The organism is Mycobacterium sp. ST-F2 (assembly GCF_001905655.1).
Classification (GTDB): Bacteria; Actinomycetota; Actinomycetes; order Mycobacteriales; family Mycobacteriaceae; genus Mycobacterium.
On sequence record NZ_JMHT01000022.1, the window covers coordinates 88,604 to 103,094 of the forward strand.

Genomic DNA, 14,491 nt, shown 5'->3' on the forward strand with positions numbered 1-14,491 from the left:
GCCGACGGTCAGCGGGCGACTTGCGCCATCGCCGTCGGCACCTCGGACAGAGCGCCGGAAAGCCCGGCAGCCAGACGGATTTCGGCGAACGCATCGATCATCGCGTTCGTCACCTCGTGCGTGTCTTTCACCGTGCGATCGTCGGAGATCACCGAGATGTTGAGCTGGTCGACGTAGCTCCATACGGTGATGGTCAGGCCACTGCCCGCCATCAGCGGTCCGACGGAGTACAGCTCACTGACCGTCGCCCCGGCGAAGCGGCCGCGCTCACGTGGCCCTGGCACATTCGAGACGACGATGTTGAGACTGTTGCTCTTCGCTTCGCGCTGCGCGACCCGCCGGAAGACTGCGGGCACGAGAAACGGTGGCAGATAACCCATCCAGGTCGCGATGAGCGTCGGCCCGAGCAGCGCCTGACTCTCCTTGGACATCTGGGTGGCCAGCCGTACCAGCTGCAGCCGCTGCGTCGGGTCGGGAACATGCACCGGCAACGACACGTACAACGAACTGACTTCGTTGCCGGTCAGCCGGCCGGCCGAGGTGCCGGTACTCGTCGGGACCGAGGCGACGAGCGGCGCGTCGGCGCGTCCGTCGTAACGGAGGGCCAGCTGCCGCAGCGCACCGGCCGCGGTCGCCAGCACCACGTCGTTGATCGTGACGCCCAGATGCTTGCTCGTCTCCTTGACCTCGGCGAGAGCCAACGTCGCGGTGGCGTAGGTGCGGCCGGACGGCAGGACGTGATTCATGAACGTCGACGGGGCCTGGAACGGGCGAGCCATGTCAGGGTTTTCGACCCGGTCCTGCTTCGCGCGCCGCACCCGGGAGACGCCGCGGGCGGTCTCTGCCACCAGCTGCGGCAACGCCCGGATCTGTGCGAGGTGGTCACGGCCGGCGGCGCGCAGCAATTCGCCTGTTGATGGCGACCAGTAAGGGGCGCTTGCCTTTTCGCCGTCCTCGTCGCTTCCGTCTCCGGCCGAACCGGGCCGGTCCATGATGCGTGCCATCAGGTTCGCCGAGGCGACGCCGTCCGCGAGGGCGTGATGAATCTTGATGACGATGACGTAGCGGTTGTCGGCCAGGCCGTCGACGAAATGCAACTCCCACAGCGGGCGGTCGCGGTCCAGGGGCGTGCTTGCGATCTGTCCGACGATCTGGTCGAACTCGCGACGGCCTCCTGGAGCCGGCGCCGTCGCACGACGCAGGTGGTAGTCCCAGTCGATCTCGGCATTGTCGAGCCACATCGGGTGATGCAGCCCCAACGGGACTTCCACCAACTGGTAGAGCAACGGCTCCAACAGATGTATCCGGCCGCGGATCGTGCGACTGAACAAGTCGAAGTCGAACGCAGCGTCGAAGTCCGATGCGTCGACCACGAGCATCTTCAGCGTGTGCATGTGGACGTTCGGTGTCTCGCTGTAGACCATCATGGCGTCCACACCGCTCAATCGCTTCATCGCCAACCCCTCACTGCGTCAGGACTTCTGCGTCAATCCCGCGTCGACGACCAGCTGGGTGCCGGTGATGTAGCGGGCTTCGTCGGAGGCCAGGAAGACCACCGCGTTACTGATGTCCTCGGGCTCCACCCACGGCACCGGCAGGAGATTGCGCGCGGCAAGGACTTCGGCGACGTCCTCGGCGGTCGGGTTCTCCAGATCGGGCCGGATGCGCTTGAAAGTTGCCGGGTTCAGCACCATGGCGGTACCGACCGCCCCGGGATGCACGGTATTGACCCGAATCCGCTTGGGCCCCAGCTCATTCGCCAACGTCCGCGCGAGGCCGACCACCGCATGCTTGGTAGAGGTATACGCAGCGGTGTTGGCGCTGCCGCGAAGTCCGTTGGTGGAACTGATGATCACGATGGATCCCCCGGACGGCCCGAAATGCGGCACGCCGGCCTTCACCGTGTGCCATACGCCGGTGAGGTTGACGCCGATGACGCGCTGCCAGTCTTCGGTGGTCACCTCCCATGAGGGCGCCGACGCCGAATGGATACCCGCGTTGGCGACGACGACGTCCAGCCGGCCGAACTCCCAGACGCCTTCGTCGACGACGGCCTTCACCTCGTCGAACTTCGACACGTCGGCGACGCCGGTGTAGCAGCGCTGGCCGCGCTGCTTCACCGCGTCGGCAAGATCGGCCAAATCGGCTGCGGCACTCTCCACATCGAGGGCGATGATGTCGGCGCCCTCGTCGGCGAACCGCTCGCAATGGGCTCGCCCGGTGCCGCGAGCGGCACCGGTGACGAGAGCGACCTTGTTCAACAGCCCTGACATCAGTCGGCCTTGGTCAGTTCAAATCCCTTGTACCCGGCGGCGGCGACCTCTGCGCAGATGTCGTTGTAGGCGGCGAAGCCACCGATGAACAACATGAAAACCCGTGGCTTGCCGGGCACATTCGCGCCCATGTACCACGAGTTCGCTTTCGGGAACAGCGTCGTGTCGGCGCGGCGCACCAGCTCGGCGCACCATTCGTCGACCGAATCGGTGGTGGCCTCGATCGCGGTATAGCCGTGCGCGTCGACGTACGCGATCGCGTCGGCGACCCAGTTCACGTGCGCTTCGGCATGCAGCACCATGTTGGCCAGCACTGCCGGTGCACCCGGGCCGTTCACCAGGAACATGTTCGGGAAGCCATCGACACCCAGACCCAGGTAGCTCCGGGGACCGTGCGCCCAGTTGTCCTTGAGCTTCTGACCACCGCGACCGGTGATGTCGATGCGCGCCAGTGCACCGGTGAGAGCGTCGAACCCGGTGGCGAAGATGATGGCATCCAGCTCGAACCGGTCCTCGGTGGTGGTGATTCCGGTGGCATCGATTTGCGTGATCGGGGTCTGCTTCACGCTGACCAGCTTCACGTGGGGCAGGTTGAACGTCTGGAAGTAGTTGGTATCGGTGCAGATTCGCTTGGCGCCGATCGGATGGTCGTTCGGAATCAGCAAGTCGGCGATCGTCGGGTCGTCGATGACCGCACGAACCTTCTCGTCGTAGAACTTCTTCGCCTCGGCGTTGGCGACCTCGTCGGTCATCTGATCGGTGAACGTCTTGCTGAACAGCACACCGCCCAGCTGCCAACGCTTTTCGAACTCGGCGCGGCGCTCCTCGTCGGACAGCTCCATGGTGAGCTTGGGGTGCGCCATGTGCGGCGAGCCGCCGCCGCTGCGCCAGGACAGCTCGCGGCGCTGGTCGTAGTTGGCCTTGACCTCGGCTTCGCGCTCAGCCGTGAGCGGCTCGTTGCCGGCAGGCACCGAGAAGTTCGGGGTGCGTTGGAAGACAACGAGTTCCGCGGCTTCCTCGGCGACGATCGGTGTGCTCTGGATTCCCGACGAGCCGGTACCGATGAGACCGACCCGCTTGCCGGTGAAGTCGACGCCCGCGTGCGGCCAGTTCGCGGTGTGATAGGTCTCGCCCGCGAAGGTTTCGACGCCCGGGATGTTCGGCAGCAGCGGTTCGGACAGCGCGCCGGTGGCCATGACGCAGAAGCGCGCGACCACGGTGTCGCCCTTGTCGGTGGTGACCGTCCAGCGCAGCGTCTCCTCGTCGAGGGTTGCCGACACCACCCGGGTGCTCAGCCGGATGTCGCGGCGCAGGTCGAAGCGGTCGGCGACATGGTTGATGTAGGTGAGGATTTCGGCCTGGGTGGCGTACTTCTCGGTCCAGGTCCACTCCTGCTGCAGGTCCTTGTCGAACGAGTAGCAGTAGTCGATGCTCTCCACATCGCAACGGGCGCCCGGGTAGCGGTTGTAGAACCAGGTGCCACCCACATCCGAGGCGGCCTCGAAGACCACGACCGAATGACCTTCCGACCGCAGTTTGTGCAATGCGTAAAGTCCGGCGAACCCGGCGCCGACAACTACGACGTCAACCTGTGCTGCGCTGCTCATAAGGCGAAGTTAGCCCTCCGCCGCATGTCCCAGTACGAGGCGTCCCGGTGAACGGGCGACGCACCGGGACCCGTCCCGACCAGAGGGCCGGCCGCGGGTGATCGGCGCGATCAACCCACCGGGACCGTCGCAATACTCAGGGCGTCGTGGGGTCGGATTCCGCCGAGCCAGGACCCGAGTTTCCGGGACCGACCATGGCGCCAGGTGCCGCGGTTCCCGGACCCGGTCCCCACTGGCCGTGCCCGTACGGTCCAGGACCCAGGCAGTCCGGGTCCACACCATTGGGACCCCAACAGCCAGGTGGCTCCGCGACCAGCGACCCCGACACCGGCGTGCCTGGACTCTGCGCGACGACCGTGACCGCGGCTGCACTGACGCCGACGAGCATCAACGCGGCGGCTGTTGTCCGCCCTACCAGCCGCTCACAACGGCGTACCCATCCGTCCATCGCACTGCCTCTGTTCCGGCCCGTCGTCCACTTGTACGCGCCATGATTCGCCGAGCGCGGCCGAGGATGTAGAGCCCATCGGTCCGTCCACCAGAGGCCAAAGTCCCGATTCGCGGCGGGACCCAGAAAACGATGGGGCACAAGCAGATACACGTCACACCGCATCGGCGAGCCTCCCGGCCATCGGACGACCTATCACCGCCTGTCCCGGCCATCGGACCGGCCCGTGACCAGAACCCGTCGGCAGGGCGGAGACTCGCTGCCATGAGCGGCAAGACCCGGATCGATGCCGGGTGAAGGATTTTCGTCCGCTGACCGGGAACAGCCTCGCGGTGCACCGCGGGTGCGGTAAACCATTAGTTAGCCCATCACAGGAGTTAGGACAACGACCATGACCCAGCGGGTTATCGACAAGATCGGTGACATCGCCGACCAGCTGCGTGAACAAGCCTGGGAGGCAGAGAAGTTGGGCCAGCTGCCCGACGAGACCGTGAAGCTGATGAAGGCCGCCGGCAATATCAAGCTGCTGCAGCCCAAGGAATACGACGGCCTCGAAGTGCACCCGCGCGAGTTCGCGGAGACCGTGATGGCGACCGCCGCCCTGGATCCCGCCGCCGGCTGGATCAACGGCGTCGTCGGCGTCCACCCGTATCAACTGGCGTACGCGGACCCGAAGGTCGCCGCCGAAATCTGGGCATCCGACACCGACACGTGGGTGGCTTCCCCGTACGCCCCACAGGGCGTCGCCCGGCCGGTCGACGGTGGCTACATCTTCAACGGCCGCTGGCAGTTCAGCTCGGGCACCGACCACTGTGAGTGGATCTTCCTGGGCGCCATGCTCGGTGATGAAGAGGGCAAGCCCCTCATGCCGCCGCAGATGCTGCACATGATCCTGCCCCGCAGCGACTACGAAATCGTCGAGGACTCCTGGAATGTCGTGGGCCTGCGTGGCACCGGTTCCAAGGACGTCATCGTCAAGGACGCCTTCGTCCCCACCTACCGCACCATGGACGCCACCAAGGTGATGGACGGCCGCGCCCAGCGCGAGGCCGGCATGACCTCGACGCTGTACCTGATGCCGTGGTCGACCATGTTCCCGCTGGGCATCTCGTCCGCCGTCATCGGTATCGCCGAGGGCGCCCTGGCCGCGGCCCTCGACTACCAGCGCGAGCGCGTCAACTCCAGTGGTGTCGCCATCAAGGACGACCCCTACGTCATGTACGCCATCGGTGAGGCCGCCGCCGACATCAACGCCGCCCGCCAGGAACTGCTGGCCAACGCCGACCGCATCTACGACATGGTCGACGCCGGCAAGGAGGTGTCCTTCGAAGACCGCGCCGCCGGCCGGCGCACCCAGATTCGCTCGGTGTGGCGCGCGGTATCCGCCGTCGACGAAATCTTCGCCCGCTGCGGCGGCAATGCCACCCGCATGGACAAACCGCTGCAGCGCTACTGGCGCGACGCACACGTCGGCCAGGCCCACGCCATCCACGTCCCTGGCACCACTTTCCACGCATCGGCACTGAGCAGCCTCGGCGTCGATCCCCAGGGCCCGCTGCGAGGCATGATCTGACGTGAGTGATCTGAAGAGCCTGGGCTATGTGAAGGTCCAGACCGCCGACATCGAACGCTGGCGCCAATTCGCTTTCGACGTACTGGGTTTCGCGAAGGGCAGCGGTCCTGATCCCGACGCGCTGTACCTGCGGATGGACGAGCGCACCGCGCGCATCATCGTGGTGCCGGGCGACGCCGACCGCATCGTCACCGTGGGCTGGGAGGTCCGCGACGGTGCCGCGCTGCGCCGGGTGCAGGCCACCCTGGACGCCGCGGGTGTGCCGTGGAAGCAACTGTCGCTGGAAGAGGCCGACGCCCGCCGCGTCGACGAGGTCATCGCCTTCGTCGACCCGGCCGGCAACGACGTCGAGGTGTTCCACGGCGCGGTGCTGGACCACAGCCCTGTCGTGACGCCGTTCGGCGCGCGCTTCGTCACCGAAGGCCTCGGCCTCGGCCACGTGGTGCTGCCGGCCCAGGACGCCAAGGGGCTGTTCACCTTCTACACCGACGTGCTGGGCTTCCTGCCCCGCGGCGCCTTCCGGGTGCCCGCGCCACCGGAGTTCGGCCCCCTGCGCGTGCAGTTCCTGGGCATCAACGAACGCCACCACAGCCTGGCGATCTGCCCGGCCGCGACACTGCGTGACCCGAAGCTGATCCACCTCATGGTCGAGGTCGACACCCTCGACGCCGTCGGGCAGGCGCTCGACCGCGTGAACCGGGACGGCTTCCAGCTGTCCTCGACGCTGGGCCGCCACACCAACGACAAGATGGTCTCGTTCTACGTGCGCTCGCCCGGCGACTGGGACATCGAGTTCGGCACCGAAGGCATGAAGGTCGACGAACGGTATTACACCGCAGAGGAAATCACCGCCGACAGCTACTGGGGCCATGAGTGGATGGGCGTTCCTCCTCGGGCCATGCTGCCATGAGTGCTGAGCTGAACCCGGTTCCGGCATCGTCCATCACCACGTGGGACGACGAAGCCGACGTCGTGATCGTCGGCTACGGCATCGCCGGTGCGGCCGCCGCGGTGGAAGCCTCGGCGGCCGGCGCCGACGTCCTGGTCGTCGAACGCACCGGAGGCTGGGGCGGCGCTGCCGCCATGGCCGGTGGATTCATCTACCTCGGCGGCGGCACCGCACTCCAAAAGGCTTGTGGCTTCGAGGATTCCGTGGAGAACATGGCCGCCTTCCTGAAGGTGGCCATGGGTCCGGGTGCGGACGACGAGCGGATCGACGACTACTGCGCCGGCAGCGTCGCCCACTATGACTGGCTCGTGAGCTGCGGCGTGCCGTTCAAGCCGGTGTTCTGGGGTGAACCGGGCTGGGAGCCACCGAGCGACGAGGGCCTGATGTTCACGGGCGGCGAAAATGCCTTCCCGTACAACACCATCGCCTCCCCCGCGCCGCGTGGTCACGTGCCGCAGATGACCGACAAGGTCGCCGGTGAGCGCAGTGGCGGCTACATGTTGATGAAGCCGCTCGTGGAAACGGCCACCGCGCAGGGCGTCCGATCGGTGTACGACACCGAGGTGCAGTCGCTGATCACCGAGGCCGACGGCCGGGTGGTCGGCATCATCGCCCGCCGGTACAGCGACACCGTGGCGATCAAGGCGCGCCGCGGCGTGGTGCTGGCCTCGGGCAGCTTCGCCTACAGCGACGCGATGGTGGCGCAGTACGCACCCCGCATCGCGGGCCGCCCGGCGGCGAGTATCGAGCAGCACGACGGCCGGGCGATCCGGATGGCTCAGGTGCTCGGCGCCGACCTGGCGCACATGGATGCCACCGAGGTGGCGTTCTTCTGCGACCCGCAGCAGTTGGTCCGCGGCATCCTGGTGAACGGCTTCGGCCAGCGCTACATCGCCGAGGACACCTATGCGGGCCGCATCGGCCAGCAGACGCTGTACTACCAGGACAACACCGCCTACCTGATCATCGACGGCGATGCCATGGAGGAGGCCATGGCCGCCACCTCGGCGACGCCGTTCCTGCGCCGACCGGCCACCTGGGTGTGCGAGACGGTGGCCGAGCTCGAAGCCGAGATCGGATTGCCGGAGGGCGTCCTGCAGAACACCGTCGCCTATTACAACGAGCACGCCGCGAACGGCGAGGACCCGCTGCTGCACAAGAAGCCGCAGTGGCTGCGTCCGATCGGGTCACCGGTCGGTGCGATCGACCTCCGTAACAGCACCGGCGGGTTCACCCTCGGCGGCCTGTTGACGACGCTCGACGGCCGGGTTCTGCACGTCAGTGGCGCGCCGATTCCCGGTCTGTTCGCTGCCGGGCGCAGTGCGGCAGGCCTGTCTGCCTGGGGTTATGCCAGCGGCGTGTCCCTCGGCGACGGGAGCTTCTACGGCCGTCGTGCCGGGAGGTCCGCGGCGCAGAACTGATCCCCCGTCCCGGCGTGTCGCCGCTGCGCGTGTCGCCACCCGGACAGCCCGCGGACCGTGTCCCATTTTTGGGTCATAAGCTGCAATTTCGACACACGAGGTGTCCCCTGCCAACCGGCTCGGGGACACCTCGTTGTGCATATATTCTCCGGCGTTCCGACGAAATGTGTGACAAGTCGCACCACCGTGTGATACAAACAGTAATATTCCTAATAGGAATATGACACACGGAGCAACGGAGCTTGGAGGCCGACATGACAGCAGCAGTCGAATCCACCACCCCCAGCGCGGTCATCGACCGGGTATCGCTGGTTCTCGACGCGTTCGACGGCCCCGGCCGCCTGACCCTGGCCCAGATCGTGCGCCGCACAGGTCTGCCCCGTTCCTCCGCCCATCGCATGCTGGAGCGCCTGGTGCAGCTGCGCTGGCTGCGCCGCAACGGCCGCGACTACGAACTGGGGATGCGTCTGGTGGAGCTCGGCTCGCTGGCCGTGCACCAGGACCGCCTGCACCGCGCCGCCGGCCCGCTGCTGCACGAACTGCACCGCGCCACCGGCCTGGTCGTCCACCTGGCCGTGCTCGACGGCGGTGACGTCGTCTACCTCGAGAAGGTCGGCAACGGCATGATGACCGTGCTGCCGTCGCGCGTGGGGGGCCGCCAGCCGGCGCACTGTACCGCCGTCGGCAAGGCCATCCTGGCCTACAACCAGGACGCCGAGGTCGACCTCATGAGCCGCAAGACCAAGTACTCGATCGCCAACCGCGCGCAGCTCGCCACCGAACTGGCCAAGGTCCGCTCCCACGGCGTCGCCTTCGAGCGCGAAGAGTCGGTGCCCGGATTCGGTTGCGTCGCAGCGCCGATCGGCCGCCAGGGTGAGGCCGTCGCCGCCGTGTCGGTGTGTGGTCCAATGAACCGCATGGCCTTCGAACAGCTGACCGCGCCGGTGCGCATGACCGCCATGGGCATCTGGCGCAATGCCGAGGATTCGCGCGTGGCTCCGACGCTGCAGCCGATGCGCCCGCTGCGCATGGGCCCGGCGCTGCAGTACGCATGAGCCGCCAGCGAGTAGCGCTAGCGGATCGCGCATGAGCCTGGACCCGCAGATCGCCGGCCTCCTCGAGGCACTCAACGACGGCTTCCCCGACCTGCCGAACATGACTGGCGCGCAAGCGCGCGCCGCCATCCGGGCGCGGTACGTCGCCCCCGCCGAACCCGAAGCGGTCGCCTCGGTCACCGATACGGAGGTCGACGGCATCGGAGTCCGGATCTACCGGCCCGCCGTCGAGGGGTCAGGCGGCCCCCTGCCGATCTTCGTCTTCGCGCACGGCGGCGGCTTCGTCTTCTGCGATCTGGACTCGCACGACGGACTCTGCCGCAGTTTCGCGAATTCCATTCCTGCCGTGGTGGTTTCGGTCAACTACCGGCTCGCGCCCGAGCATCAGTGGCCGGCTGCCGCCGAAGACGTCTACGCCGTGACCCAATGGGCCGCAGCCCACGCCGCCGAACTCGGCGGCGACGCGACCAAGCTCATCGTCGGCGGCGACAGCGCCGGAGGCAACCTCTCCGCCGTCACCGCATTGATGACCCGCGACCGCGGCGGTGCGCCGCTGGCCGCCCAGGTGCTGCTCTACCCGGTGCTGACCGCCGACTTCACCTACGGCTCGTACCACGAGTTCCGCACCGGCTACTACAACACCACCGCAGCCATGCAGTGGTACTGGGATCAGTACGTGCCCAACACCGCCGACCGCGAAAACCCCTACGCGGCACCGCTGTCGGCCTCCGTAGCCGGCGTCGCTCCGGCAGTTCTCGTGGTCACCGGCTACGACCCGATGCGGGACGAGGCCCTGGCCTACGCAGAAGCGTTGCGCGAGGCGGACGTTCCTGTCACCGAGCTGTATTACGGTGCCATTCACGGGTTCCTGACCATGCCGGTACTCGACATCGCGCACCGCGCACGTCGCGACATTTCCGACGCAGTGTCCAAGTTGCTCGCCGACTAAACGGCGATTTCCCACCAATCACGTTTCCCCACCACCCGAGGAGATCATCATCGGCACCTACGCTGTGACCGGTTCGGCATCCGGCATGGGATACCAAGCAGCGGGGCAGTTGCGCGGTCAGGGTCATACGGTGATCGGGGTGGACCTCAAGGACGCCGATGTCATCGCGGACCTGTCCACCGCGGACGGCCGACGGACCGCCGCCACCCGGGTGCTGGAGCTGGCCGAGGGCAAGCTCGACGGCGCCGTGCTGGCCGCCGGCATCGGCCCCGGCGCCGGTGCTGACCGCGCGCGGCTGATCGCCCAGATCAACTACCTCGGCACGGTCGAGTTGCTGACCGCCTGGCGCCCGGCACTTGCCGCCGCCGGTAATGCGAAAGTCGTTGCGCTGGGCAGCAACTCCAGCACCACGGTGCCCGCGGTGCCCCGCCGCGCCATCAAGGCGCTGCTGGCCGGTGACGCCGACCGCGCGGCCCGGGCGGTGCGGTTCTTCGGCGGCGGCGCGTCGGCTCTCATGTACGCCGCGTCCAAGATCGCCGTGGCCCGCTGGGTCCGGCAGACCGCGGTGACGGCCGACTGGGCCGGCCGCGGCATCCGCCTCAATGTCCTGGCGCCGGGGGCCATCATGACCCCGCTGCTGCAGGCGCAGCTCGATTCACCGCGTGAAGGCAAGGCCGTGCGAGCCTTCCCGATCCCGACCGGCAACTTCGGCGATCCCGTGCACCTCGCCAACTGGATCACGTTCATGCTGTCCGACTCCGCCGACTTCCTGTGCGGCAGCATCGTTTTCGTCGACGGCGGCACCGACGCGTACTTCCGGCCCGACGGCTGGCCCAAGGGCGTCCCGCTGCGCGGCATCCCGCGGTACGTATGGCGGCATCGCCGCTTCGCCAAGACCCGCTAGTCAACCGGCGCTCATCCCTGCGCGCGGATTGCCTTGGGGCTCATGCCGTAACGGCGCTTGATCGCGGTACTCAACGCGAAAGCCGTGCCGTATCCCACGCGGCCGGCGACAGCTTCGATGGTGGCATCGGACCCGCGCAGCAGGTCAACCGCGAGCGCCAGACGAACCTCGGTCAGCAATGCCATCGGCGGTTCCCCCACGAGTTTGGTGAATCGCCGGGCCAGCGCGGCACGGGACAACCCGACCTCGGCAGCCAGCGACCCCACGGTCCACGGGTGCGCCGGGTTGTTCTCCATGAGCCGAAGCGCCGTGCCCACCTCGGGATCTCGATACGCGCGATACCAGGCCGGCGCGTCCTCGCGAGAGAACCAGCTGCGCAGCGCCGCAATGGTCAACAGGTCCAGCATCCGGTCCAGCACCGCCCCCTGCGCCGGCTCGTCGCGCGACATCTCGTCGAGCAGGAGGTCGACCAGCATGCCGTTGACCTCGCCCCGGCGAACCACCACCACCGGTGGCAGCGCGGTCAGCAGCCGCCCGCACACCGCGCCCACCTCTTCGTAGGCGCCGGTGATCAACAGCGTGTCGGCATCGGGGCGGGTGCCCCAGCTCCGGACGCCGAGACTCAGTGCCTCGCACAGCGGTTCACCGTCCATGGTCCTCGTGACCTGTCCCGGATGTACGACGACCTCGGGTGCGGTACCGGCGTCGTCCGCGACGGTGTATCCGTCAGGCCCACGGAAAATCGCGACGTCGCCCGCCGCCAAGCTCTGCCCGGCGGCGCAATCCGGGAGCACAACAGCCGAGCCGCGGGCGACCACCACGATGGTGAGCGGGGCTCTGTCCTCGACCCGCAGCGACCACGGCGGGTCGAGCAACGACCGCATCAGAAACGCGCCACGGGCGCGCGGCCCTTCCAGTAACCCCGCCAGGGCGTCCACGTTTCCACGCTAGACGATGACCGATGTAGACGCTCGCGTATGGAAGCGAGCCTTTTGGCGATGGATCGTCCAACCCTCGGTCAATACGGTCAGCTCATGACTCTCAGCAAGCTGCCCCAGCCCCTCGGCACGACGGCGCTCATCGTCGCGCTGCTGACCTCCGGACTCCTGGCCGGCCTCTATTACGCCTACGCGATCTCCGTGATGCCCGCGCTCGGCGCGTTCGACGACCGCACGTACATCGACGTCATGAACAAGATCAACGTGGTCATCGTCAACCCCTCGTTCATGGTGACGTTCCTGGGCTCCATCGGCTTCACCGTCCTGGCCGGGGCCTGCTATCTGAAACCCGAGGCCCGTCCGGTGCTGGTCTGGATCGGAATCGCCCTGGCGCTCAACATCGCCAGCCTGGTCATCACGTCGGCGATCAATGTGCCGCTCAACGACAAGCTCGCGACGGCCACCGCCTCGACCAACCTCGGCGACCTCGGCGCCCTCCGGCAGCAGTTCGAGTCGTCGTGGGTGCGCTGGAACATGATTCGCGCCCTGGTCAATACCGCGGCCACCGGTGTGCTCGGCTGGGCCCTGGCGGTGCCGGCGCGCGGCTGAGGCCGCCCTGACCTCGGAGAACGACGAACGCCCGGGGCCGATCGACACCTGACGAACGTCCCGGTGACCGGACCACCACCGTCCACCGGGCCCCCTGCGCCGCAAGAATCCTTCGGCAACGAAAGGACTTGCAGCATGGATAGATTCAGCGACCGCCGCGTCATCGTGACCGGCGGCGGCTCGGGCATCGGCCAGGCCACCGTGGCCCGCCTGCTCGACGAGGGCGGCACCGTCGTCGCGTGCGACATCTCCGCCGAGGGGCTCGCCCAGACCCGGGAAGCCGCCGAAAAGGCCGGCACCGCAAGCCGACTCACCACCACGGTGCTCGACATCTCGTCGGAAGAGGACGTCGTCAAGGGCGTCGACGCCGCGATCGCCGACATGGGCGGCCTCGACGTGCTGGTCAACGTGGCCGCGATGGAGACGTGCGGGCACACGCACGAAGTCTCGCTGGCCGACTGGAACCGCATCATCTCCGTCAACCTGACCGGCACCTTCCTGATGACCCGCCAGGCCCTGCCGGCGCTGCTGGCCTCGGGGCGCGGTGTCGTCGTCAACTTCACCTCGACCTCGGCCAGCTACGCCCACCCGTACATGTCGGCCTACTCCGCCAGCAAGGGCGGCATCCTGAGCTTCACCCACTCGCTGGCCCTCGAATACGCCAAGCAGGGGCTGCGCGCCGTGAACATCCAGCCCGGTGGCGTCTCCACCCCGCTGGCCAACGGTACGTTCTCCAAGATGCCCGAGGGCACCGATTACAGCCTGTGGACCAAGCAGGTGCCCATGCTCAACACCGGCAACAAGTCGAACCTGGGCGACCCTGGCGCCGTCGCCTCGGTGGTGGCCATGGTGGCCTCCGATGACGGCCGTTTCCTCACCGGCACCGAGATCCGGATCGACGGCGGCGCGCACTGCTAGACCCCTGCGGGGCCAGAACTTCCGCGGGTGCTCAGCGCACGACCACGTCGCTGGGCACCCGCGGATCACCAAGCATCGCCCGGTGCGACGGCGGCGTGCGGCCGTCCACATCAGTGATGCCGTAGCGCTGTGCCTCCTCTGCGGCGATCACGGTCTGCCCGCTGATGCCCTCCAGGTCCGGGTCCAGGTACAGCGCGTTGATCACATGCCCGATGAATTCCGGTGTCTCGAAATTGCCCGCGGCCTTGGCCAGCGTATCGGCGTCGAACGCCTGCTTGAACTTGTCGGTGAGCAGGATGCCCATCCAGATCGACAGCGTCGATACCCCGGTGCCATGGAAGTCGACGGCCATGTCGGCAGCCATCTTGTCCACACCGGCCTTCTGCGCACCATAGGCGGGACCGTGCATGTAGCACACCGCGCCCGGCGACGACGTGAACACGATCAGGCCACGCTCGGCAGCCACCAGCAACGGGGCGGCGTACCAGGACGCGGCATAGGCCGATCGCAGGCCGACATCCAGCACGTCCCCCAGCCCGATTGGCTTCTCCCAGAACGGCTTCGGGTCCACGAGGTTGTCGTGCACCACCGCGGCGTTGTTGACCAACAGGTCGAGCCGGCCGGCTTCGTCGGCCACCCGGCCGAACAGCGCGGCCACCGCATCGTCGTCGCGGTGGTCCACCGGAACGGCGATGCCGCCGTCGCCGGGGTCGGTGACGGTGCGGCCGGTCAGGTAGACAGTCCATCCGTCGGCCACCAACGCTGCGGCAATGCCCTTGCCGGCGCCCCGGCTGGCGCCGGTGACGACTGCGACCCGCTTGTCTGAGCTCATGCGGCTATGGTGCCA

Annotated in this window: 13 protein-coding genes; 8 read left to right on the forward strand and 5 right to left on the reverse strand. The window is 67.6% G+C overall.

The annotated features are described in order from the left end of the window. Nucleotides 1–8 precede the first annotated feature (8 nt). From EB75_RS09675 to EB75_RS09685, 3 genes are read right to left on the reverse strand one after another with little or no spacing between them, the layout of a single operon-like run. A complete protein-coding gene (locus EB75_RS09675; protein WP_073695209.1) occupies nt 9–1,454 on the reverse strand; it encodes a WS/DGAT/MGAT family O-acyltransferase in 1,446 nt (481 codons plus the stop codon). Between the two features lie 18 nt (nt 1,455–1,472). Next, on the reverse strand, nt 1,473–2,273 hold the full coding sequence (locus tag EB75_RS09680) for a mycofactocin-coupled SDR family oxidoreductase (RefSeq protein ID WP_073695210.1): 801 nt from the start codon (nt 2,271–2,273) through the stop codon (nt 1,473–1,475). Then, nucleotides 2,273–3,880, reverse strand: coding sequence for a flavin-containing monooxygenase (locus tag EB75_RS09685; protein WP_073695211.1), 1,608 nt, complete (start codon nt 3,878–3,880; stop codon nt 2,273–2,275). Before EB75_RS09685 ends, EB75_RS09680 begins: the two co-directional genes overlap by 1 nt. 839 nt (nt 3,881–4,719) lie before the next feature. Here EB75_RS09685 and EB75_RS09690 point away from each other — a divergent pair. The 6 genes from EB75_RS09690 (at nt 4,720) to EB75_RS09715 (ending at nt 11,179) form a co-directional block, all read left to right on the forward strand. Next, nucleotides 4,720–5,901: an acyl-CoA dehydrogenase family protein gene (locus EB75_RS09690; RefSeq protein ID WP_073695212.1), complete on the forward strand. Its 1,182-nt coding sequence runs from the start codon at nt 4,720–4,722 to the stop codon at nt 5,899–5,901. A 1-nt stretch (nt 5,902) separates the two neighbouring features. Further along, on the forward strand, nt 5,903–6,811 hold the full coding sequence (bphC, locus tag EB75_RS09695; RefSeq protein ID WP_073695213.1) for a biphenyl-2,3-diol 1,2-dioxygenase: 909 nt from the start codon (nt 5,903–5,905) through the stop codon (nt 6,809–6,811). Next, nucleotides 6,808–8,271: an FAD-dependent oxidoreductase gene (locus EB75_RS09700; protein ID WP_073695214.1), complete on the forward strand. Its 1,464-nt coding sequence runs from the start codon at nt 6,808–6,810 to the stop codon at nt 8,269–8,271. The genes bphC and EB75_RS09700 overlap by 4 nt, the downstream gene beginning before the upstream one ends. Nucleotides 8,272–8,525: 254 nt before the next feature. Then, a complete protein-coding gene (locus EB75_RS09705) occupies nt 8,526–9,326 on the forward strand; it encodes an IclR family transcriptional regulator (RefSeq protein WP_073695215.1) in 801 nt (266 codons plus the stop codon). Nucleotides 9,327–9,357: 31 nt separating this feature from the next. Next, on the forward strand, nt 9,358–10,275 hold the full coding sequence (gene lipP1, locus EB75_RS09710; RefSeq protein WP_073695216.1) for a LipP1 family hormone-sensitive lipase: 918 nt from the start codon (nt 9,358–9,360) through the stop codon (nt 10,273–10,275). Nucleotides 10,276–10,324: 49 nt separating this feature from the next. Beyond that, nucleotides 10,325–11,179, forward strand: a complete 855-nt coding sequence (locus EB75_RS09715; protein WP_073695217.1) for an SDR family oxidoreductase — start codon at nt 10,325–10,327, stop codon at nt 11,177–11,179. Between the two features lie 11 nt (nt 11,180–11,190). Here the strand turns inward: EB75_RS09715 and EB75_RS09720 are convergent, their stop codons facing one another. Next, on the reverse strand, nt 11,191–12,117 hold the full coding sequence (locus EB75_RS09720; RefSeq protein ID WP_073695218.1) for an AraC family transcriptional regulator: 927 nt from the start codon (nt 12,115–12,117) through the stop codon (nt 11,191–11,193). 96 nt (nt 12,118–12,213) lie between these two features. On the opposite strand from EB75_RS09720, the gene EB75_RS09725 reads away from it, so the two are divergent. Beyond that, nucleotides 12,214–12,726, forward strand: a complete 513-nt coding sequence (locus EB75_RS09725) for an anthrone oxygenase family protein (RefSeq protein ID WP_073695219.1) — start codon at nt 12,214–12,216, stop codon at nt 12,724–12,726. A gap of 135 nt (nt 12,727–12,861) precedes the next feature. After that, entirely contained in the window at nt 12,862–13,644 is a 783-nt protein-coding gene (locus tag EB75_RS09730) for an SDR family NAD(P)-dependent oxidoreductase (RefSeq protein ID WP_073695220.1), read from the forward strand. A gap of 31 nt (nt 13,645–13,675) precedes the next feature. Here the strand turns inward: EB75_RS09730 and EB75_RS09735 are convergent, their stop codons facing one another. Next, nucleotides 13,676–14,476 (reverse strand): SDR family NAD(P)-dependent oxidoreductase, encoded by an 801-nt coding sequence (locus tag EB75_RS09735; RefSeq protein ID WP_073695221.1) that lies wholly within the window; start codon nt 14,474–14,476, stop codon nt 13,676–13,678. Nucleotides 14,477–14,491: the final 15 nt, after the last annotated feature.